This is a genomic window from Planktothricoides raciborskii GIHE-MW2 (assembly GCF_040564635.1).
Lineage (GTDB): Bacteria > Cyanobacteriota > Cyanobacteriia > Cyanobacteriales > Laspinemataceae > Planktothricoides > Planktothricoides raciborskii.
The window spans coordinates 1315978-1337824 of sequence record NZ_CP159837.1; the positions used below are offsets into that span (position 1 = coordinate 1315978).

The following is a 21847-nucleotide window of genomic DNA, read 5'->3' on the forward strand; positions in this document are numbered from 1 at the left end:
TTCTCTGTTCTCTGTTCTCTGTTCCCTGTTCCCTGTTCCCTGTTCCCTGTTGTTTGTTATTCGTTATGCGAGTCAACCAATAACGAATAACAAATAACCAACAATTAGACAGAATTCGCCCAAGATGAAGCCCAAGCTAAAGTGCTGCGGACTTGCTGCATGGTGGGGGCTTCACAATAAAGCCGTAATACGGGTTCGGTGCCGCTAAAACGAATCAGCAGCCAACTGTAATCGGCTAACTGAAATTTATAGCCATCAACGGTTAAGCAATTGAGCACCGTGCGACCATCAATTTCGGTTAACGGCGATTTTTCTAGTTTGTCTAATAATTTTGCCCGCACTTCCATGCTGGCTAAGGGTAAATCAATCCGGTCATAGACAAAATGATAATCGGTTTGATTTTGTAACGCGGTGTAAAGCTGACTGAGATCCTGACCAGATTTAACGATCGCCTCGATGGTATATAGGGCAGATAACAAGGCATCTCGTTCTGGTACATGGGTGCCATAGCCAACACCTCCCGACTCTTCACCACCGATTAACACCTGAGTGGTTAACATTCGCTCGGCAATGTACTTATAACCAATCGCCGTCTCAAATAGCGGCAAATGATAAAGTTTAGTCACACGGGGAATCAGATCGGAACCACTGACTGTTTTGACCACTTCTCCGGTCAACCCGTGATGTTGCACCAGGTGTTGAATCAAAATCGGGATCAGAACTTGAGAACTGAGGAAATTGCCTTGGCTATCTACGGCGGCAATGCGATCGGCATCCCCATCAAAGACTAATCCCACGGAGAGACTATTGGGTTGCTGACGACTTTTGGTGCGGATTAAGCGGAAAAGCTGAGAAAGATAGCGGGGTAAGGGTTCTGGGGCACCGCCATCAAAGAGAGGATCGCGATCGCCGTTAATTTCTTCGATGGGCATACCCAAAATTTGCCCGAGTCCACCACTGGCGGCGCCGTGCATTACATCAGCAAATACGGTAATTTTTCCTGAAGCGATGCTGTCACGAATGGCGGCAATGTCAACTTTTTGCCGCAACATCTCGCAGTAACTCGGCCAAATATTAAATTTTTTTATAGATCCAGGGGCGATCGCTGGTGGCAGAGGACTATCGAGTTTGGCTTCAATATCTAACGTCACTTCTGGGGGCACGGACCCACCAAAAGCCCCTTTCACTTTTAAACCCAGATATGCTGCCGGATTATGACTAGCGGTCAGCACGATCGCGCCGAGTGCTTTTTGGGCATTGGCATACCAACTAAATGCCGGTGTTGGGGCATAAGTTTCGGACAGCAGCACATCAAATCCTGCCCCTTGCACGGCTTGGGCAGCACTGCGAGCAAAATCCTCAGCCAAAAAGCGGCGATCGTAACCGATAATCACCGTGCGACTATTAGTGGTTGGGCCATAAACCTCGGCCAAAACGTGAGCCGCTACCCCAGCGACTAAAGCCACTCGCTCAAAAGTAAAGTCAGCGGCAATCACCCCCCGCCAACCATCGGTGCCAAATTTAATTGGCTTGAAATCAACAGGTAGAGAAGCGTGTTTAACCATAATTTCCGCAAAAATGCAAATTATCTATTCAGGTGACAAGGTAAGCAACCATCAACGAATCAGCACCCCTGAGTCTTACAAACGAGTATCCCTTGAGTAAAGGAAAGGTAAAGGCCATGCCCACTTGTGTCTCTACGAAGACGGGGAAAATCCCATAAGCGTAAGTCCTGAGTGAGCAACACAACCTACAGGCCAAATTATATTGGCAGATCATGGCCAGATTTTCTTTTTTCTGTGAACCTGATATTTTTTTCAGGGTAACAGCATTAGTCCACGATCGATCTCTCAAAAAATCTCCGCACAGAGCCTACGGGTGTGGATGAATTGCAAGGAACCTTAATGGGATAGGAATCCCTAACCAGCAAAAATAGGATCCATTTGGTTTAAGGATTAGCGGTGACAAAAGTAGCGTTAATTTGAACAAAGTTAATTAGTGCGGGAATTGTTCCGGTGGCATATATCAAGGCTACATCGCCATTAGGGTAAAAATCTACTCGACAGGGATAATAAGTGTTATTCCAATACCCCCAACATATTGACATTATACCAGGGCTGGGACGACAACTTGAGGGTAATACTAAAATAGTATTATTAGTTCCAGAAGTTCTAGTTACTAATCCTGTTATAACAATTAAACTCGAAAACTTATTGATTTGTAAATACCAGGATGAACTATGATTACTCCACCCTGTATTGAAAGTGTATGAAATACTGCTCATTGCGACCTGTAGATTAGTTCGTGCCGCTGATACGGTACTTGCCCCGGTGCCGCCATTCGCGATCGCAGCTATCCCAGTAATATTGGCAGCATTTCCAGGGATATTCCCAGAAATTTCAGCGCCCGTGTGAGTATGCGATGCGGCGGCGGCACCTAAATTAGCCAGAGCACCTGCGGGGGTAGTCGCCCCTGTCCCACCTCCCAGAAGTCCCAAAGGTTGATTAAGGTTTACTAACTATGTCAACTTCACAGCCGTGATACGTCAGCATATTCACTGGCATTACCCAGGATGGACGCTTTTTTACCACATCCTACCCCCACGAAGGCTATTCTTACACTTAAATCACTACTCCATTGCTGGAGAGCCAACGTGGGGTTACTTCGTCCCCAAGAGAAGGTTATTTTGCTTTTAGGCTGTCCATCTATCCGGATACTTTTGGGACTTCGTAACGGATGAATCAATTATTTCTCCGTCTTTTTCCTAGTGAATTCCTAGGATTTCTCCAGTCACTTTTTGTGCGTGGCGTGTCAAGCAGTTTCGCCACTTAGTTATTAGGAGGGTTCAAGACGATGGTTCCCATAACGCTATCCATGAGCAATTGACTCAGATGCCGACTTTTTTGACCATCTGCTTAGGTCTTATCGGCTTCGGGAGAGCCCGCTTCACAAGATTGATAGGTATTCCGCTCCGTGGGGCTGATGTCGATGACAAAAGTGGATGGCTCCACAGAAGTCTTTGTCTGTGGGACTGTCCCACACATCTCAAGAGTTATCCTTCTTTCAGACGGCTGAAAGAAATACCCCGCGCACTTTTTAAATATTATTCTCCACTTTTCACGGGAACGAATCGCACATTTTAATTAACTATATAAGTAAATTTAACTGTGCTGGATATAATTTAAATTTACCAGATTTTGCCTGAAAAATATGTAGCAATATTTTATCTAAATTTTTGCTCAGTTTTTGCAGCTTTTTTTTCAATATATTTAAAATATTTTTTTTATTATGCGGCCATAAATCACTATATATTTTAAAGAAGTTTGCGGTTTTATATATGGTGTTTAAGGGGGTATAAAATTGATAAAATGTCATAAAAATTAAGTAATATTTGAATTGATTTATTTCTTTTTTTCTAGCTAATGCTTGATGAATTTGGGTTTCCGCTTGCTTGCGTTCGTTAATGTCATAAAAAGCTGAAAATATGGCTGGCTCAGAGTTAAAGATAATTAATCTAATATATACCGCTACCCAAAACGGCGTTTCATCTTCTTTTTTTACCTAAACTTCATAATTATTAATTTGTCCATTAATTTTTAAAGTTTCTAACAAATGCTGGCGATCGCTCTGATTGTAGTAATAATCTGGGGTTTGGCAGCCAATCAATTTCTCTGGAGGCAGGTTAAAAATTTGACAGGTGTAATCATTGCCCTATAAAACTAAGCCATCACTAAAGCGGGAAATCACCAGGGGAATGGGAGTAGCATCGGCGATCGCCCGAAACCTTTCCTCACTCTCTCGCAGGGCTTGCTCAATTCGTTGGCGTTCTGGAATTTCTGCGGTGAGTTGTTGATTGATGTTGGATAAATCAGCCACTCTTAATTCCACGTGTTCTTGCAAAATTTCTGGTTGCTTAAGCAGTCGAGCGACGAGATAAGCGATCGCCAACCCAATCGCCAAAATAAATGTGATTTCTAAAATCAATGGAGTTTTAGAACCCCAACCATCAGTGGGTGACAAGACTAATATCCATGCGCCATTAGCAACGTTGATTCGATAAGAGATCGGCTCGACTAAATCGGCATTCTGGGAACGGGCAAATACTCCGCGATCGCCGCTTTCTGGATCGACCCACTCTAATTGATAAGCGTAATCCTGTTTAACAATTTGGTTTAATCGACTTTGTTCAAGTAAATCGGCAATCTGGATCTCGACAATCACCAATCCCCAAAATGTTTCGGCGTCAGTATCCTGCTGTACAAACACTGGCAAATAACCGACGATCTTCATCATGCCGTAATCTAACTCCAGGGGTTGAGTCACCTTCATTTTCCGTGAGGCGATCGCCCTAAATAGGTGTGAGGAATTCGCCTCATCTCTTAAGAGATTAACCGCAATTTCTTGGTCATTTTCTTCGGGAGGATACATTTCCCGGACAATCCCGTCTGGCGCTAATTTTAAGTGACTAATCCCCGGATAAGACTCAATCAGATCCGCTGCTAGATCGTCTTTTTCAGCCTTCCTTGGTTATGGCGGAGAATTAAAGCTAGAGTCAATGGGACTGAGAAGGATTGATCCAACTGTCTCTGCAACAATTCACCTTGAACCACCGCCAGTTTGCCCACGACCTCCCGTTCGGCATTGATATGTCGATCCGTCAGCAAGTACATCAGAAATCCTTCGATGGTGATAATAGTTAAAAATGAAAGGCCAGCAATCCAGTATCGCCGAAAAGATCGGTGATATTTTTTGATCAACTGCTGCGCTATCATCCCTCGCACCCCTCCTAGAAACTGTCCCATCTAAACTAAGCTTGCTTGACACGGCGTAATTCCGAGAATTACTCACCTCTAGTGTAACGACCCCTGATTGAATCAAACCAGAATCAAACCACAATCTTTCTGCTGCTAAGTCTAGGATAAGTGTTGCTGCGTCTTTGACCACGCGACCATCAAGGGAACCCAGGTGGTTACAGCGCTTTTTTGCTGAGTAAACTACAGCCCCGGTAGAGGCTTACTACAGGATGTTTTATATTGCGGAAGCGATCGCCCACGGGACATTCGTACCGGGTTTCTAGCAAGATGCTGGCTTGATGACCGAGGTTTACTCAAGAAACCCGGTTTCTAACGAAGATCGCGATCGCCTCTATCCGTTGCCCCATTCGTTGCCTATTTTAATTTCAAATAGCGATCGCCTCTATCCGTTGCCCCATCCTCACGCTAATCCGTTGCCAATCTGCTACAATTTTATAAAAAAATCCTCTATGCCCAACTCAGAAATTAGCGTAACCGTTAAACTTTTTGCGGGATACCAAGAAGCTTATAGAATGTCAGAACTGGTGCTAAAATTCCCTCCAAATACCCCAGTCGTTGCCGTGCGCGATCGCCTACTCTCGGAACATCCCGAACTAGAACACTTACGCCAAATCACTCGCTTTGGCATCAACCTGGAATTCGTAGCACCAGATACCCTACTCCAAGAAGGAGATGAAATTGTTCTCATTCCTCCAGTAAGCGGTGGTTAATTTCCAACTCTCAGAAAAGCAATCTTCTTAATCGATAAGAAGCCAAAAAAGGTGGGCATTGCCCACCCGAAATTCTCACTTTCTTTGCTAACTTTGGGAAGACTCGCGAATCAATCCTGCCGTTTGACTTCCGGGAATTTCCACAATAAACTCCGTGCCTTTTTCCGATTCAGAAATACAACGCATAGTTCCGTGATGTCTTTCCACAATAATTTGATAGCTAATCGATAAACCCAGTCCAGTGCCTTTACCCACAGGCTTACTGGTATAAAATGGATCAAAAATCTTGGAAATCGCATCCGGTTTAATGCCAATGCCATTATCTTGAATCCGAATTTGTACCCAATCATTCTCTAGGATATGAGTAGAAATCTTGAGGATACTAGGATTAATCAAAATTTCCGACTCAGTGCGAGTTTTATCCCGTTCTTCTAGGGCATCGATCGCATTTGCCAGTAAATTCATAAATACCTGATTTAGCTGACCGGCATAACATTCAATCAGTGGCAGTTCACGATAATCTTTTACCACGTGAATTGCCGGATGTTCGCTCGTCTTCTTCAACCGAGACTGTAAAATCATCAAGGTACTTTCCAGATTTTCATGCAAATCAACCCGTTTCATATCTGACTCGTCTAAGCGGGAAAAAGTCCGCAAAGACTTGACAATTTCGCGAATCCGTTCCGCCCCAACCTTCATAGAATCTAATAACTTAGGCAAATCAACCATCAAAAAATCTAAATCTAACTCTTCAATCGCTTCAGAGATTTTTGGAGTTGGTTTAGAATAAGTATCCCGATAGAGTTGAACAATCTTCAGCAGGTCATTAGCATAATCCCGGGCATATTTCAGGTTGCCATAAATAAAACCAATGGGGTTATTAATTTCATGGGCAACCCCGGCCACCATTTGTCCCAGGGAGGACATTTTTTCCGCCTGGATCAAATTGGCTTGGGTTTGCTTCAATTCTCGTAAAGCTGTCTCTAACTCTTGGGATTTAGCATTAGCAATACGAGCGGACTCTACCGACTGACTATAAAGTTCCGCTTGGTTAATAGCGATCGCCACTTGAGAGCAAATTGATTGCAGCATTTCCACATCTTCCTGCTGCCAATGTTCTGAACCATGAGAATGACCGCAACCGATCACGCCAATTTTGCCCGATCGGGTTTCAAAAGGCAAGGCTAACAAAGCACGATACCCCAGACTAGAGATTTGCTCATTGCCCGAAATCATTAAATTACTGATATCATCCACACGGAAAATCTGTAAATTTAAAATCTGCTTGGTCAAAGGATGGCTGGGTAAAAACTCCGTTGTATTAATTAGATTTGGTAAACTCGTATTCTTCACCTCACTGACCAAATCCCAAGTCACTTCTTTTTGATTGGGGACTAGCCACATAAAAAAGCAATGGTCTATCTGTAAAAAGCCACTAATCTGCTGAATAACCGTTTCCACAATACTTTGAATATCCAACGAGTGACGAATCAGATTCCCAATCCGATTTTGCAGGGCTTCTCGTGCGGCCAATTCCCGGAATTTTTGCTCAGATTTCTGCAAGGCTTGGACAAACTCTTTATATTGGGTAATATCCCGACTGACCGTAGCAAACCCAATAGATTTATTCGTTTGTGGATCCTTAACTAAAAATACATTATATTCCACGGGAATGGGTTGCCCAGTCTTAAAGTTTTTCAGGCGAAATTCTCCTTGCCAAGACCCGGTTTCTAGCACAGCAGGCAGAATATCTGACAACACCACGGGTAAATCTTCCGCCATGAAAAATTTAAACATATTCAATTTTTCCACCGATTCATTGGCGGTGATCTCTACCATTTTTCTGCCCGCTGGATTCAGGAAAAATGGTTTGCCTTCCGAAGACGCCAAAGCAATAAAATCGCTGCTATTCTCAATAATTGTCACCAATTTTTGTTGTTCAATTTCGGCTTTTTTCCGTTCCGTGATATCAATCGTAGTACCAATAATTCGATAAATCAGATTGTGTTCGTTTCGCAACGGAGTTAGGGTAGTCATTGACCAACTTTCTACACCTTTAAAGACCTGATATTCTTCATAAATCCTTGAGGTGGCCGATTGTAAACACTTGGTATAATGATCCCGGACAAACTGAGCCGTATTCGGGCCATAAACATCTTCAAAAGTTTTCCCAGCAATATCCGCCGAACTAATCCCCACCAGTCTTTCTGCGGCTGGATTTAAACCGATATAACGGAAATTACCTTTCGGGAAAACATCCACCACAAAAATTGCTTGTTCTACTCCGTTGTAAATACTGCGTAAAAATTGTTCTTGCTCTTGGAGAATTTTTTCAGATTCTTTTTGGTCTGTAATGTCTCGATTACTCGAACGTAAACCGCGCCAGCGCCCCTCAAAGTCGTGGACTGACTGGCTGAGTTGAGAAATCCAGCGAATTGAGCCACTTTTAGTAATAATCCGAAAGTCGATCTTAGTGGTTAATTTGTCGGGATGAAACGATTGCGGTTGTAGAGATTTCTCGACCCGCTCCCGGTCATGGGGATGGACGATTTGAGTGAATAACTGAGGATCGACTAAGAAATCATCGGCTCGGTATCCAGTAATTCTTTCACAAGCCGGTGAAATATAGAGTAACTTACCATCAGCGTCAACCCAATACTCCCAATCATAAGTAAAATCTACTATCGTTTTGTAATGTTTCTCGCTTTCGCGCAGGGATTCGATATCTTGGTGACGAGTGGTAATGTCATCAATTACGGCAATTAAATATTGGGGTTTACCGCATGAGGTTTGGACTAAGGACACGATCGCATTCATCCACACCCAGTGGCCATTTTTATGTTGGAATCGCACATCCTGAGTCGCGATCGCAATTTCTCCGGCTAGTAATTGGCGTCGGTACTTGGCACTCAGGGGGGCATCATCTGGATGGATCATCTCTTGATAGCGCAACTTAAGCAGTTCCGATGAACTGTACCCCAACAAACAGCACAACCGAGGATTTACATTCAGCCAGGTGCCATCAAATTTCATATGGGCAATTCCCACCCCAGCTTGCTCAAAAGTTGCCCGAAATGTTTCGGATTCTATGGTTAGGTGCTTGACCGTTTCACGCAACTTACTTTCTTGTTGCAGGCGATCGGTCACTTCGTGAAAAGAAATTAAAGCCACGGAATTGTTAATTTTTTGTGGCTCGACTTGTGGCTCGACTTGTGGCTCGACTTGTGGCTCAACTTGTGGCTCGACTTGTGAATCGATTTGTAAATCCACCAATGGTTGAGCATTGACAGAAATCCAACTCAAAGTCCCATCAGCTTTATGAATTCCCTGAAGATTACCTTTAACCGATTTACTCCCTAGCCCTCTTTCAGATTTGAGGTGATGATTTCTGCCTTTTGCATTGCCGAAAAATTCCCGGCTATTGTTTGCTGGGATAGGTACAAAAAATCCAGGATTACCAATAATTTGGGCGGAGGTTAAACCCAGGATATTCTCAGCGGTTTGGTTGCAATCACGAATTTGACCGTTGGCATCTTGGATCAAGAGTCCTTGCGGGATAGCGTTAAACACTGAACGATAAATCGCTTCACTTTCTTTTAAACCCCTGATCAGTTCGTCCGTTGACCTGTTCGCGGGCAAGTTTTCCAGCGAATTTTCGGAAAGTTGCCAATCACCAATGCCGCCATTTCTAGGCTCTAGATCGGCAGGAAAATCAACAATTTCTAAGATAAATCCATACCAACTTATGTCTCCATTCTCTTTTGCTTGGGGTTCGGCCACCGCTGATAACCACTTGACGACCCCAGAGGGGGTAATTTGTTTCCATTGCCATTGCCATTGGGTGAGGTTTTTGGCACAATTGGCTAAAGAGTTTTGTAAATCATCCCTGGTCTCTGGATCGACAAATGCCCACATCATGGCTGGATTTTGTTGTATTTCTTCGGCGGTTAATTCATATATTCTTTCACAACTGGGACTAATATAAGGAATTTCTTCACGACCATCCCTGTGGCAAATATATTGATAGATAACTCTCGGTAATTTTTGAGCAATTTTTGGCTGATTTGTTTCTGTAATATCTCGGATAATTCCATCAATGCGAATCAGTTCGCCCGTTCCATCGGTGACAGGAGAAATTTTTTCTTTGATCGGACGAATTGTTCCGTCAGGTTGAATAATTTCATATTGGTTTTCTAGCTGTTCATTTTCTAACAATTCCGCTAGGGATAAGCGTTGGCGATCGCCCTCGGTAGCCGCCTTAACTACTTCTAAGCGTAACTCTGGACAAGCGTAAAATTCCTCTTTTGGCCGACCGTAAATTTTTTCTGCCCCGTGGTTTAAATAAAGGAATTGCTCGGTTTTGGCATCCACAGACCAAGCTCCTTCTTCAATTTCATCTAGCAGACTACTCAGCCATGACTCTTGTTGGTTCATGGGATTGGTACTCGAATATGGTTTGACATCTAGAATGAACATTTTCGTAGATAAACATTCATTTGTATTCTATATCACTATTTTCTCTGAAAATACTTGCTTAAAACCAACGGGATTGAAAATTTATAAAAACTTTATAAAGTTTTGCGAAAATTCTGGCGTTACTTAGAAAAAAATTAACTTTTTTACTGCTAGATATTTTGCCGCTATTTTTTAGGTGCAAAAACCGGAAGTATTTACTTGATAAAAATAAGCCAACTCTTGATTAACTTTAATATCTGGTTAATACCGTGCAAATTTTTCGTAAAAAAGCTGAATTTCTGCCAAATTTTGACCGTGGAGATCGCCGATCGCCGTGGATCGGTGACAATTGCTCCGTATAAATCCTGAGATATTGAGATACTAAGATACTAAGATACTAAGATACTGAGATACTAAGATACTAAGATACTGAGATACTGACCCTGAATCACAGACCGAAAGGATTGACAACATGACAATCGGCGGCGCCCACCACGGGGGGCTGGTGAGCCAAAGCCCACCTAGTCATCCAGATCATCCAGATCATCCAGATCATCCAGATCATCCGCGATCGCCCCTGAATCAACCATCTCCGACATAGCGGAGCATAATTCATCCAGGCATTACCGTGAGGACTTCCGAGGCAAAACTAGCGACCCGGACAAATTGAAATGGTCCAGCGATCGCCCCCCAAACTTGCCGATCGGTTTCTAAATCCATACCGCGATCGTGGCTAATAAATTTTTCGGCATCAATTTCAAACTCACCATCAAAATAAGTGGTTTGGTTTTTCCGCACCACAATGCAGCCTTTACCCGGTTCCACCCGACCTTTGAAACTATGATGGTCAGTCCAATGGGTAATGTAGCTACATCCCGACATCTTGGTCAGGCGGTCTTTGGTGAGATTTTTTAAGCGTTCTGGTTGCCGAGAAGCCCCATAAAATTCTTCCACTTCAGCCACTTCATAGTTCTCAACCACAATATGATCCGTAGCGGGGACTAATTTCAAGACCCGCACGCGATAAGGCTGATTAAGCATAAAATCATAAGCTTGCTCCAAATATAAACTCATGCCATCGAGCAATTCCCAAGGCAGGGGACGCATACAAACTCGGATATGGGCAAAAAAGGGAGGGTTTTCTAAGGCTTGCGCTTGGTTACTGAAGTCAGAAGCCATCCATTGAGCTAAGGTCTTGATATCTGTGGAGTGGGTCATCTTGAGTTGAAACTCTCATCACTAAAAAAATCAATGGTTATTTATCTCAAGTAAGTAACTGGTGATTACTGATTTACTTTCAGAATAATGACCATCTCCTTCTAATTACCAGAAATTATGGCTATATTTCTCGACTAACCGGGGGAAAATCTGCGAATGGTGCGATCGCTCCCTCGTGAGATATCAGCCTTTAGCCTTCAGCCTTCAGCCTTCAGCCTTGACCCAAAAGCTAGATAATGATTTTCCCCACAGGACTGACCATTGATCCGGGTGCTGCCACGTCACATCAAATCCATCGGCGTTACATCGGCATTACCAAAGGGGGATGGAACCCCTGAAGGAACCCCTGAAGTCTTCGGCGACCAAATAGTTAAGAATTGTTACATATACTGCCTAGATTGGGACATCATTTGATGTGCGTCAGCCGCCTTAAATCAATCATTAGATCGACAGCACAGCCAGTAATTATACGGATGCAATCCCCAGTTCAATAAAAAAGGGGCGGGCAAAAAAATAAGTATTTCCACTCAATTTAACGGGAAATAAAAAATTGTTACAAAACTTAAGAATCAAAGGGGCAATCCCATTGTATAAAAGATACCTGTAGGGGCTCACAGGCAAAAAAACTTAACCAAAACACTGATTTATCAGTTTTCAAAATTCTCATGTAGATGTAAAATTTTCTAAGATTTCTGAACTAAGCCTTCTAAATCATCCCTAGTTATGAAATAGATGGCTTGCTCGGAAACCTTAAACCAGTGTTGGATGTCTGTGACCAATCCCTCTTAGCTGTTTCCAGCGGCTAAAACTGGTTCAACCAAACTTCCTTTCATCCTAAGTCAACCTTATTAAATAGGAGCTTTCCTCAATGCTAGACGCATTCGCAAGAGTGGTTTCCCAAGCTGATGCTCGCGGTGAATTCCTGAGCACCGCTCAATTAGATGCTCTGTCTGCTATGGTTTCCAACGCCAACAAGCGTCTGGATACCGTCAACCGGATCACCAGCAATGCTTCCACCATCGTCGCTGCCGCTGCCCGCGCTCTGTTCGCCGAGCAACCCCAACTGATCGCTCCCGGTGGAAACGCCTACACCAGCCGTCGTATGGCTGCTTGCTTGCGCGACATGGAAATCATCTTGCGTTACGTCACCTACGCCACCATTGCTGGTGACGCCAGTGTGCTCGATGACCGCTGCTTGAATGGTCTGCGTGAAACCTACCAAGCTTTAGGTGTACCTGGAGCTTCTGTGGCTAACGGGGTCAGCAAAATGAAAGATGCCGCTATCAAGATCGCTAACGATCCTGCTGGTATCACTCCTGGCGATTGCAGCGCCCTGATGTCTGAAGTGGCTACCTACTTCGATCGCGCTGCTGCTGCTGTTGCTTAATCGACCGGATTTTACCAAAATCCCGCGCCGCTTTAGCAAATGAAATCAGCGAAAGATTTCAAACAATTATTAGCCGATTGATTTAATTCAAGGCTAGTCAAAATTCAGCAAATCATAATCACAAGGAGATAGTTCTCAAGATGAAGACCCCAATCACAGAAGCAATTTCTGCCGCAGATTCTCAAGGCCGTTTTCTGAGCAACACTGAACTGCAAGCCGTTGACGGTCGCTTCAAGCGTGCCGCTGCCAGCATGGAAGCTGCTCGCGCTCTGACCAACAATGCTCAAAACCTGATCAATGGCGCAGCTCAAGCGGTGTACAACAAGTTCCCCTACACCACCTCCATGCAAGGTGCCAACTACGCTTCCACCGAAACCGGCAAGTCCAAGTGCGCTCGTGACATCGGTTACTACCTGCGGATGGTGACTTACTGCTTGATTTGCGGTGGCACCGGCCCAATGGATGACTACCTGTTGGCTGGTATTGATGAAATCAACACCACCTTTGAACTGTCTCCTAGCTGGTACGTTGAAGCTCTCAAGTACATCAAAGGCAATCATGGTCTGAGCGGTCAAGCTGCGGTTGAAGCCAACGCTTATCTTGACTACGCCATCAACGCTCTGAGCTAGGATCGCAATGGCAAATAGAAGGCAAGAGATTAAAGGGTGTTACATCTTTTAACTTTTGACTTTTAGATGAAAATGGCTCGGAAAGGTATGCGGGTACTAGCAATACGCTAGTGTTTGTTTACTTTTCCGAGCCATATTTTATTGCGTAAAAGCATTGAGTATTTATCTTGTAGGGTGGGCAAAAGTCCAGCATCATATATAGCGGTTATTGTCCGAATTACAGAGGTTTTCTGGATTCCCGCCTTTGCGGGAATGACAAATTTTTTTTGGACTTCATAACTATGACAATCGCTATATGGTATGGTGGGTCAAATTTTTTGCCCACCATACGAATGTTAGGGGCTGTTGGATGAATTTTTGTAAATGGTAAGCATTGTCATTCAGCGTTTTTTTGATTAAAAATGAACTTTACAGAAAATACTGAGCCAATTTCCGGGGAGTCTTTGACCCTGGAGCAGGCGATCGCGAATCTCCGCCATGAGGATTTGAGTCTGCGTTATTATGCGGCTTGGTGGATTGGTCGATTTCGCGTCCGCGAACCGGAGGCGGTTCAAGCATTAATTGATTTGTTACAATTCGAGGGCGATCGCACCGATGAGGGGGGTTTTCCCTTGCAACGCAATGCGGCGCGGGCTTTGGGGAAACTGGGCGATTTGCAAGCGGTTCCTGGTTTGATTCAATGTTTAAGTTGCTCCGATTATTATGTGCGGGAAGCGGCAGCCCAAGCTTTAGAAATGTTGGGGGATGCGCGGGCGATCGCCCCTTTAATGAAATTACTGGCAGGGGGCGTGACAGCAGCGGTGCAGGTTCCCGGTAAACCCCATTTGATCCAACCTTATTCGGCGATTATTGAAGCGTTGGGGACTTTGAAGGCGACGGAGGCGATCGCGCTGATTCAGCCGTTTTTAGAGCATTCCGTGGAACGGGTGAAAAATTCCGCAGCGCGAGCGATGTTCCAACTGACGGGAGAAGGATATTATGGCGATCTTTTGGCGCGGGGCTTAAATGCGGCAGATTTACAGTTGCGGCGATCGGCTTTGATGGATTTGGGGGCGATTGGTTATTTACCGGCAGCAGAGGCGATCGCGAATACTTTGGCGGAAAATAGCCTAAAGTTAATTGCTTTGAAAGGATTGTTAGAAAATCATTTACTACAGCCTGACCCGGATCAACCCCCCAGTCTTTCCCCGGAAACGATTCAGGTGATGAAGCTGATGGATAGTCTTTTGTAACCGGAAGTCTTTGGGAAGCGATCGAGCAATTATTTACCAATATTTACAAAGAGCGAGAATCTCGTCAATATATAATCGGCAATCTCAACAATCTAATGAATATGACTGATGTTCAGGTTGAAGATCGGGTTCAAAAACTGATCGAAGCGGTGCAACAAGCAGATTCGGCCAATCGTTTAACCGATGCGGTGAGAGATTTAGCCGAAGTGGGGGCGATCGCGGCAATTCCCACTTTAATTGAAGCCCTGGGATATAACAACCCTGGTGCAGCGGTGGCCGCAGTGGATGGACTGGTGGCCATTGGTAAACCCGCCGTGGTTTCTATCCTAGAACAACTCGACGGTTATAACTATGGGGCTAGAGCCTGGGCGCTGCGGGCATTAGCGGGGATTGGCGATCCCAGGGGGTTAAATTTCTTGCTGGAAACGGCGGAAAAAGACTTTGCCTTGAGTGTGCGTCGTGCAGCAGCTAGGGGTTTAGGGAATATCCACTGGGATGATATGGAACCAGATCGAGTCCCGGAAGCCCAACGCCGCGCCCATCAATCCCTGGCGGCAGTGTGCCTGGATCCAGAATGGGTGGTGCGTTATGCCGGTGTGGTTGGCTTGCAAGGGTTGGGGGCGGCGCTTGTCAACAGTCAACCCGCAGAATTTGGGCAAATTCTAGAACGATTACAAGCGATCGCCAAAACCGATGGGGAATTGTCCGTGCGGGCTCGTGCTCAGTTGGCAGTTCAGGAATTGCCAGGGATATAGCACTTGGCAGATTTATGAAGTACAAAACAACCCTGTCATTCCCGCGCGGGAATCCAGAAGACCTCTGTACTTAATCGGGATCATAACCGCTATATCTTAATCGGCGATCGCGCCTAAATTTTATCTAGCGAAGAATTTATCGGAGAAATTAATGATTAAACATATTGTGATGTGGCGTTTAAAAGAGGAAGCAGAAGGGGCGACTAAGGCAGAAAATATCGCCAAAATGAAGGAAATGCTGTTAGCCCTGCCCGGAGTAATTTCAGAAATTATCGAGCTTGAAGTGGGGATTAATTCTTTAGCATCTCCAGCCGCTTATGATGTGGTGCTCTATTCTGAGTTTGCCAGTTTTGAGGGGTTGAATGCTTATCAAATTCACCCCGAACACGAAAAATGTAAAGATTTTATTGGCAAGATTGCGTGCGATCGCGCTGTGGTGGATTATGAAATCTAAACTACCGGAGTTCAATCTCCCGATCTAAATGGGAAAATTGGGAATTTTTTTGTTAAACCGCCCTTTCTCCGGGCGGTTTTGTTTTGCCCGAATTAATGGATAATTTCTTTAATTTGTGATACCAGTCGGTCGATTTCTGACTCTAAGGTAAAATAGTGAACGCAAGCGCGAAAACAATGGGGATGGGGAATCGTGCGGATGATAATTTTATTAGTTTCTAAAGTTTTGCTTAATGATTCATAAGTTATGGCTTTGTTTAACCGCTTGGGTTCGATTTGGAAAGAAACTAACCCACTTTCTGGGGCGGTATGACGTAAACAAGTAATCCCAGGAATTTCGGTTAATTTTTGCCAAAGATATGCGCTCAATTGGAGAATTTTTTGATAACGTTCTTGGGCATTGCCCCATTGATGATGCAAGGCGATCGCCTCTCGCAAACCCGTATATAAAGGATAAGCAGAAGTGGCTAATTCAAACTTACGAGCATCGGGTTTCCATCCTAGGGGATTTTCTGCCGCATCAAATAGTAATCCCCGCCAGCCAATAAATGTGGGATGGAGGTTATTTTGGGCATCAGGATGAATATAAAGCCCACCCACTCCCCCAGGACCGCCCCACCATTTATGGCCGGTAAAACTATAAAAGTCAACGCCTATTTTTGGTAGGTTTAAGGGCAGAACGCCGACCGATTGAGCGGCATCCACTAAGACTTTAATTTTATTTTTAAATCCCCTATGTTCTGGTTGTTGATTCACATTATGGCATAATTGCATTATCCGGTCAAGAGGTAAAAGTTGCCCCGTATTCCACAGGATATGGCTGATGACTAATAATCGGGTATTTGGTCTTAAATATTGGGAAATTACCTCTACTACATCTCCCTGATTTAAGGTAGGAATTAAGGGACAAATAGATACTTCTATTTTAAATCGGCGTTGGATTTCTTCTATGGCGGCAATTACCCCCGGATGTTCGCTGTCCGTCATTAGTAAATGATCGCTCGGTTGCCAGTCTAAACCCCATAAGGCAATGTTACAGCCCCCAGTGGTATTTTCGGTGAATGCAATTGTTTCTGGGGCTACCCCTAATTCAGCGGCGATCGCTTTTCGGGTTTGATAGCATTCTGCCGCTACCCATTGATTTCGGCTTTCTGAGTAGGGGCCAATTTCTTGCAGATAGGTATGAGCATCGGCGATCGCATTTAAGGCTTGTTGGGGCATTACCCCTTGTCCCCCATAGTTAAAATAGGCTTTATTTTTTAAGCCGGGAAATTGCGATCGGTAGAGGTCTAATCCTGATTTTTGGTAATCTGATTTTTGGTAATCTGATTTTTGGTAATCTGATTTTTGGTAATCGTTCATGGTCGGTAAAAAATTATATTTCTTTGGTAAAATATATTTTGGGGAATTTTTCCGTAATCATCATGGTTGGTTGCCGGTTGGAACGAACACAATAGGTACGAAATAGGAGAGGTTCTTCTTCAGAAATATTAAAATAACTGGATAAACCATTGGCGGGTTGTTTGCCGGTATCCAGAATTTCTTTAAAGGTTTCGACCTTTTGTTCCAGCCAAATTTTGCCAATGGGGGTTTTGGTTTCTAATAATTCTTTTTTAAATTTAGGTTCCAGGCGATCCAAGACTAAAATCGATTCGGCATAAATATAATTTCGCCGACTGATTTTTCCTTGGAGTAAAATTTTGCGTTCCCAGACCTCCGCCCCTTGGCTTAAATCCATTTCCGGGATATCATGGTCTAGTTGGATGTTTTTTTCTGAGAGTTTGACTAATTGAATTTGTTCAAAAAAATATGCCTCTAGCATATCCGTGACGGTGCCATCGGTGGTGAGTAAGATGCGTTCAAAAATACTCAGCTTAGAAGGATCGATGTGACTACGATGTAAAGATTGATCTAGGTCGTTTCTCATCGGAAAATGGGTTTTTTTTGGCGGACAATCAAGATTACTATAGCATTTTTCTGAGGAAAATTTCCCCAATTTTTAAGCATCAGTCAGGGCGATCGCGCTCAAGCTGGGGAAGTCTGACCCCTGGAAGCTGACCTCGGAAAGAAATTTAGATCGATTCAGCGGATTCTCCGGCTGAGAAATTGCTACCCTAGAATCGATGACCAATAAATTCAGGGAAGACTTGCCTAAAAAACTATGCCGGAATTAGGGGAGATATTGCAAGAGCGCTATCAACTCCAACAGCAGTTGAGCGATAACCCAGTAAGAGAAACTTGGTTGGCGGTGGATCTGACCACCGAGGAACTTGTCGTTGTCAAGTTATTGCTGTTTGGCGGTCAGAACCCTTGGCAAAATTTGAAACTGTTTGAACGGGAGGCTAAGGTGCTGCAAAATTTACAGCATCCGGCTATTCCCCGTTATCGGGATTATTTTGCGATCGACGACCAAAAACTATGGTCGGGGTTGGTTCAGGATTATATTCCGGGGTCTTCGTTGCTGGAGTTGCTCTCGCGCGGTCGCAAGTTTACCGAGGAAGAGGTGCGATCGCTGGCCGTATCCTTATTAAATATTCTCATCTATTTACATGAGTTAAATCCGCCGGTACTGCACCGAGATATTAAACCGAGCAATATTATTTTTGGGGAAAATGAGCAGGTTTATTTAGTGGATTTTGGCGCTGTCCAAGACCGCAGTTTCTCCGACGGCAAAAGTTTTACTGTGGTCGGGACTTATGGCTATACTCCCTTAGAACAATTTGCCGGTCAAACTGTCCCGGCATCGGATTTATATGCCTTGGGCGCTACCTTAATCCATTTGCTGACGGGCACCCAACCGGCAGAGTTATTAAAGCAAAATTTACGCTTAGAATTTCGCGCTCGCCTGAATGCTAATTTAAGTGCTTATTTTGTCCAGTGGTTAGAACTTTTGGTGGAACCCCAGTTAGACCAACGGTTTACCAGTGCGAGACAGGCGATCGCGGCTTTAGAAAAAAAATATGCCCTGCCCGGAGACACCAAGACGAGAGATACCAGCACGATTTTGCCGCCAGATAACAGTCAAATTCTGGTGAATTATACGGCTAAAAAACTAGAAATTTGTCTGCCAGAACCGGGGATAAGAATATTAGAATTCGGGAAACAACTGATTGAAAAATGTATTCAAGCCGCCGAAGGAGCAATTAGCGCTATTCAAAATAGTACCCACGGTTCTGACCTCAGTTCCCGCATTTTTGTTTATGCCATTGTGGGGATTGGAACTGTCACTTTTCTTTCCCTGACTTTAAATTTGGCGATCGGGATTTTACCCTTTTTAGTCCCGGTGGTGATTGGGGCAAGTTTGACTGACTATTTTGAACGGACTTATCTTTATTTTGACCGCACTACGGACACTTTTACGATTGCCCAAAAGCGTCTAGGGTTGACTTACCGAAATGCGATCGGGATTATTTCAGAAATTCAAGAAATAAGTCTTTTCTATGACCGGCGTAAATTGGTGATTGGGGTAATGATTACCGCTGGACCAAAACCGGGGGAATATCAGCAATATTCTTTTGGCAATTTAGGCCGTAAACTTACCGAAGAAGAATCTCTTTGGTTAGTCCAGCAAATTAAAGATTGGTTAGAAATAAACCCTGATAAGCAAGGGATTTAATTAAGCAATCAGGAATCAAAGAAACCGGGTTTATGTTGTGGGTTTATGGGAGAACTTTTATCTGCCGAAAATCAACCCGGTTTCTCTTGTTTAAAGGGCTACTTATCTGCACAAGAAGCACCCCTAGAATCCGGCTGGGCGATCGGCGCGAACTTCAGCAATAAACTGTAGCATTTTTTCATAGTGAGAACCTTTCCAGTAAATTTTGCCACAATCGAGACATTGGCGAAATTCATCATGGCTTTCTTTCGTTTTTGGGGGAATTTGTTGGGCAATTGTTTCTTTATCCACTGCTTTGACCGAACCATTACAGTGAATACACCGAGAAAAGGGTTTAATCCCATCAAATAGATTAAATCTTTGCAGGACTTCCCGTAGTTGTCGCTCCGGGTCGGTGTTTCTTACCCAGTAACCATGAGTGACAATTTTCCGTTTAAGTAAGCCAATATCTCGCGTGAGTAAAATGCGGTTTTCCTGGCTAGAAACATCGGCTAGTTCCTCATCGGGATAATCATTCCGATATAGGGTATCAAATCCCATTCGGCGTAAGTATGCTGCCAGTTTTCCTAAGTGTAAATCGAGGACAAATCGTGGTTCTGGTTCAGGACGCAAGGGCAGAAATTGGGCATTTTCTATGGAGTATGAAATGGGATAAATATGGCATTGGTCATTATTTTGGACTAAGTAGGAAAAGTCAACGGGAATTCCATTGACAATTATTCCATGAACTTCGGGATGGGGCACCCCGAAAGAAGCAATCATGTCTTTAATTGATGGGTGTTCTTTAAAGTGATGGGTAAATGGCCGATTTTTCCGCTCATCGGCTAAAAATATATTCAGGTCTGCATAGAAGCAAAATATGGCTTGATTCATAAGTTTTTTGGGGATTGAAATAATTTTTTGCCCGATCGCGGTTTTTTCTCAGCCTAACACAAGGAACTCAGCCGATCGCCCCACGGTCTAGTTTCTCTGGATCCCCCCGATGGTCAAAAGTCGGTCTGAGGAGGCGATCGCACGGATTATTTCCCAGGAGTCATGGGTCGGGTTGTACTAGATTTAAGTAAGAGACAGCGCTTAGAATAAGGGTTTTTTCTTTTCTCTCTACTATAATTAGGGTAAGTTGATCGTAAGAGAATAATCGGCCATGAACCAAAATGATAAAGTGATTATCACCGCTTTTATTTATGCTTTAACCCGCTTGGATAAGAAACTCCCCACGACTGTACTGAATCAGTTGGGGATGATCCAAGATGTGGCCGATCATGCCCGACGATTAGAAATGGTGGCGTCAAGTTATACGGATTTGGCAAGATTATATGAGGAAGAATACGATCGCCTCTTGGTTGATGCCAGCGATCGGAGAAAAGGCTATCTGCCGACTTTTGACAGCAGTGAATATGATAGGGATCTGGAAAAACTGGCAGAATGCATTTGTCATTCTCCTAACCCAGTTCAAGCGGCAAAAGATGCAGTAAATTCTTCCAAAAATTGCAGAATTAACCAATTTTTTCAGCACATCTTTAACCCATCTCACGCAAACTAATCATTAGGAATATTCGGGGGGTCAGCGGGAGTACCTTGCCCTCCCCGGATCCATCAGAGGGTCAGCGGGGGTTTTACCAGTGAGAGTTTCCGGTGAGAAATTTTCCATGAAAGAATGAAAAAATAGTTAAATTTAGGATGAAAAATAGCGGGGTTGTGATCTGAAGCATTGTCACATCAGGAAAAGTCCGTTAATTAATAAAGAAAAGTCAACCCCAGATCCTATTCAGCCCCTAAAAATGGGGTATCACCCCTCGATTCCTTATGTTAATTAAGCATAATATCAACGGACTAGAACTGAAATCCCAGTGGCAATTTTTATTCCATAATTCGGTGAGCGATCGCCGAGAAGAGAGAAAAGTTTTACTGGATCTGATTCGTGCATATTCCAGTAACAGTCGCTTTTATCACGGTTTGGATCATATTAAACATACTTTAGCCGTGATTGCTAGTTTGCAAAGCCAAGCGAAAAATTACTCGGCGATTCAGTTAGCGGCTTGGTTTCATGATGCGATTTACAATCCGATGGTCACAGATAACGAAGAAAAAAGTGCCGAATATGCCGCGAAAGTGTTAACAAAACTGAATATTTCCTCCTCCACTATTGATGCGGTGACTCAGATGATCTTAAATACGAAAGATCATCAAGCAGCCCCAGAGGATATTGATAGTCAAATTCTCCTGGATGCTGATTTGGCGATTTTAGGAGAAGATGAAGCCAGCTACCAGTTTTATGCCAGAGGAATTCGTCGAGAATATGGCTATTTAGGTGGGGAGGAATATTGCTTAGGACGACTCAATGTTTTGAAAAAGTTGTTGCAGCGATCGCGCATCTATTATACGGAGCCAATGTTTCAGCAATATGAAGCCAAAGCCCGTCATAATATGCTTTTAGAAATTACCGCTATTTCTAGCCAAGATAGCTGTTTAGGATTCTACGGTGACATATACTCAGCGGCTTGATCCTTCCCAGAGCAACGCAAACAAGGCAAAATTGTGTTTCCCCTGTCGGCTTTGTCGGTATTTCTTCTTGCCT

Annotated in this window: 19 protein-coding genes; 10 read left to right on the plus strand and 9 right to left on the minus strand. The window is 43.9% G+C overall.

The features are described from left to right. Positions 1–104 precede the first annotated feature (104 nt). From ABWT76_RS05525 to ABWT76_RS05540, 4 genes are all read right to left on the minus strand, one after another. The gene (locus ABWT76_RS05525) at positions 105–1565 is read right to left on the minus strand and encodes a phosphoglucomutase/phosphomannomutase family protein (protein ID WP_054465830.1); all 1461 of its coding nucleotides are present in this window, start codon (positions 1563–1565) and stop codon (positions 105–107) included. Between the two features lie 383 nt (positions 1566–1948). After that, positions 1949–2497 carry a hypothetical protein gene (locus ABWT76_RS05530; RefSeq protein ID WP_054465831.1) on the minus strand — a complete coding sequence of 183 codons (549 nt, stop codon included), beginning with the start codon at positions 2495–2497 and terminating at the stop codon, positions 1949–1951. A 1214-nt stretch (positions 2498–3711) separates the two neighbouring features. Continuing rightward, positions 3712–4428 carry a CHASE domain-containing protein gene (locus tag ABWT76_RS05535; RefSeq protein ID WP_054465832.1) on the minus strand — a complete coding sequence of 239 codons (717 nt, stop codon included), beginning with the start codon at positions 4426–4428 and terminating at the stop codon, positions 3712–3714. A 71-nt stretch (positions 4429–4499) separates the two neighbouring features. Continuing rightward, positions 4500–4670, minus strand: coding sequence for a hypothetical protein (locus ABWT76_RS05540; RefSeq protein ID WP_156331651.1), 171 nt, complete (start codon positions 4668–4670; stop codon positions 4500–4502). A gap of 593 nt (positions 4671–5263) precedes the next feature. On the opposite strand from ABWT76_RS05540, the gene ABWT76_RS05545 reads away from it, so the two are divergent. Then, entirely contained in the window at positions 5264–5524 is a 261-nt protein-coding gene (locus ABWT76_RS05545) for a MoaD/ThiS family protein (RefSeq protein ID WP_054465926.1), read from the plus strand. An 87-nt stretch (positions 5525–5611) separates the two neighbouring features. Here the strand turns inward: ABWT76_RS05545 and ABWT76_RS05550 are convergent, their stop codons facing one another. Next, positions 5612–9958 carry a PAS domain S-box protein gene (locus tag ABWT76_RS05550; protein WP_054465834.1) on the minus strand — a complete coding sequence of 1449 codons (4347 nt, stop codon included), beginning with the start codon at positions 9956–9958 and terminating at the stop codon, positions 5612–5614. A gap of 493 nt (positions 9959–10451) precedes the next feature. Between ABWT76_RS05550 and ABWT76_RS05555 the strand changes: the two genes are divergently transcribed. After that, a complete protein-coding gene (locus ABWT76_RS05555) occupies positions 10452–10580 on the plus strand; it encodes a hypothetical protein (RefSeq protein WP_255353175.1) in 129 nt (42 codons plus the stop codon). A gap of 11 nt (positions 10581–10591) precedes the next feature. Here ABWT76_RS05555 and ABWT76_RS05560 read toward each other — a convergent pair whose 3' ends face one another. After that, a complete protein-coding gene (locus ABWT76_RS05560) occupies positions 10592–11197 on the minus strand; it encodes a chromophore lyase CpcT/CpeT (RefSeq protein ID WP_054465835.1) in 606 nt (201 codons plus the stop codon). An 868-nt stretch (positions 11198–12065) separates the two neighbouring features. Between ABWT76_RS05560 and ABWT76_RS05565 the strand changes: the two genes are divergently transcribed. From ABWT76_RS05565 to ABWT76_RS05585, 5 genes are all read left to right on the plus strand, one after another. Then, positions 12066–12584, plus strand: a complete 519-nt coding sequence (locus tag ABWT76_RS05565) for a phycocyanin subunit beta (protein WP_054465836.1) — start codon at positions 12066–12068, stop codon at positions 12582–12584. 140 nt (positions 12585–12724) lie between these two features. Further along, complete coding sequence (cpcA, locus tag ABWT76_RS05570; protein ID WP_054465837.1) at positions 12725–13213, plus strand: phycocyanin subunit alpha; 489 nt, start codon at positions 12725–12727, stop codon at positions 13211–13213. Between the two features lie 401 nt (positions 13214–13614). After that, entirely contained in the window at positions 13615–14445 is an 831-nt protein-coding gene (locus ABWT76_RS05575; protein WP_054465838.1) for a HEAT repeat domain-containing protein, read from the plus strand. A gap of 101 nt (positions 14446–14546) precedes the next feature. Then, complete coding sequence (locus ABWT76_RS05580; RefSeq protein ID WP_054465839.1) at positions 14547–15200, plus strand: HEAT repeat domain-containing protein; 654 nt, start codon at positions 14547–14549, stop codon at positions 15198–15200. 151 nt (positions 15201–15351) lie between these two features. Beyond that, positions 15352–15654 (plus strand): Dabb family protein, encoded by a 303-nt coding sequence (locus ABWT76_RS05585; protein WP_054465840.1) that lies wholly within the window; start codon positions 15352–15354, stop codon positions 15652–15654. 92 nt (positions 15655–15746) lie between these two features. Here the strand turns inward: ABWT76_RS05585 and ABWT76_RS05590 are convergent, their stop codons facing one another. Together ABWT76_RS05590 and ABWT76_RS05595 are read right to left on the minus strand one after the other, a co-directional pair. Further along, positions 15747–17015, minus strand: a complete 1269-nt coding sequence (locus ABWT76_RS05590; RefSeq protein ID WP_354635776.1) for an aminotransferase class V-fold PLP-dependent enzyme — start codon at positions 17013–17015, stop codon at positions 15747–15749. Positions 17016–17028: 13 nt separating this feature from the next. After that, a complete protein-coding gene (locus tag ABWT76_RS05595) occupies positions 17029–17580 on the minus strand; it encodes a chorismate pyruvate-lyase family protein (RefSeq protein ID WP_054465842.1) in 552 nt (183 codons plus the stop codon). Between the two features lie 234 nt (positions 17581–17814). Between ABWT76_RS05595 and ABWT76_RS05600 the strand changes: the two genes are divergently transcribed. Beyond that, positions 17815–19269 (plus strand): serine/threonine-protein kinase, encoded by a 1455-nt coding sequence (locus tag ABWT76_RS05600; RefSeq protein WP_054465843.1) that lies wholly within the window; start codon positions 17815–17817, stop codon positions 19267–19269. A gap of 123 nt (positions 19270–19392) precedes the next feature. Here ABWT76_RS05600 and ABWT76_RS05605 read toward each other — a convergent pair whose 3' ends face one another. Then, positions 19393–20142 carry a Mut7-C RNAse domain-containing protein gene (locus tag ABWT76_RS05605; RefSeq protein ID WP_054465844.1) on the minus strand — a complete coding sequence of 250 codons (750 nt, stop codon included), beginning with the start codon at positions 20140–20142 and terminating at the stop codon, positions 19393–19395. Between the two features lie 271 nt (positions 20143–20413). On the opposite strand from ABWT76_RS05605, the gene ABWT76_RS05610 reads away from it, so the two are divergent. Together ABWT76_RS05610 and ABWT76_RS05615 are read left to right on the plus strand one after the other, a co-directional pair. After that, the gene (locus ABWT76_RS05610; RefSeq protein ID WP_054465845.1) at positions 20414–20812 is read left to right on the plus strand and encodes a hypothetical protein; all 399 of its coding nucleotides are present in this window, start codon (positions 20414–20416) and stop codon (positions 20810–20812) included. 263 nt (positions 20813–21075) lie between these two features. Beyond that, the gene (locus ABWT76_RS05615; protein ID WP_231636719.1) at positions 21076–21774 is read left to right on the plus strand and encodes a hypothetical protein; all 699 of its coding nucleotides are present in this window, start codon (positions 21076–21078) and stop codon (positions 21772–21774) included. Positions 21775–21847 lie beyond the last annotated feature (73 nt).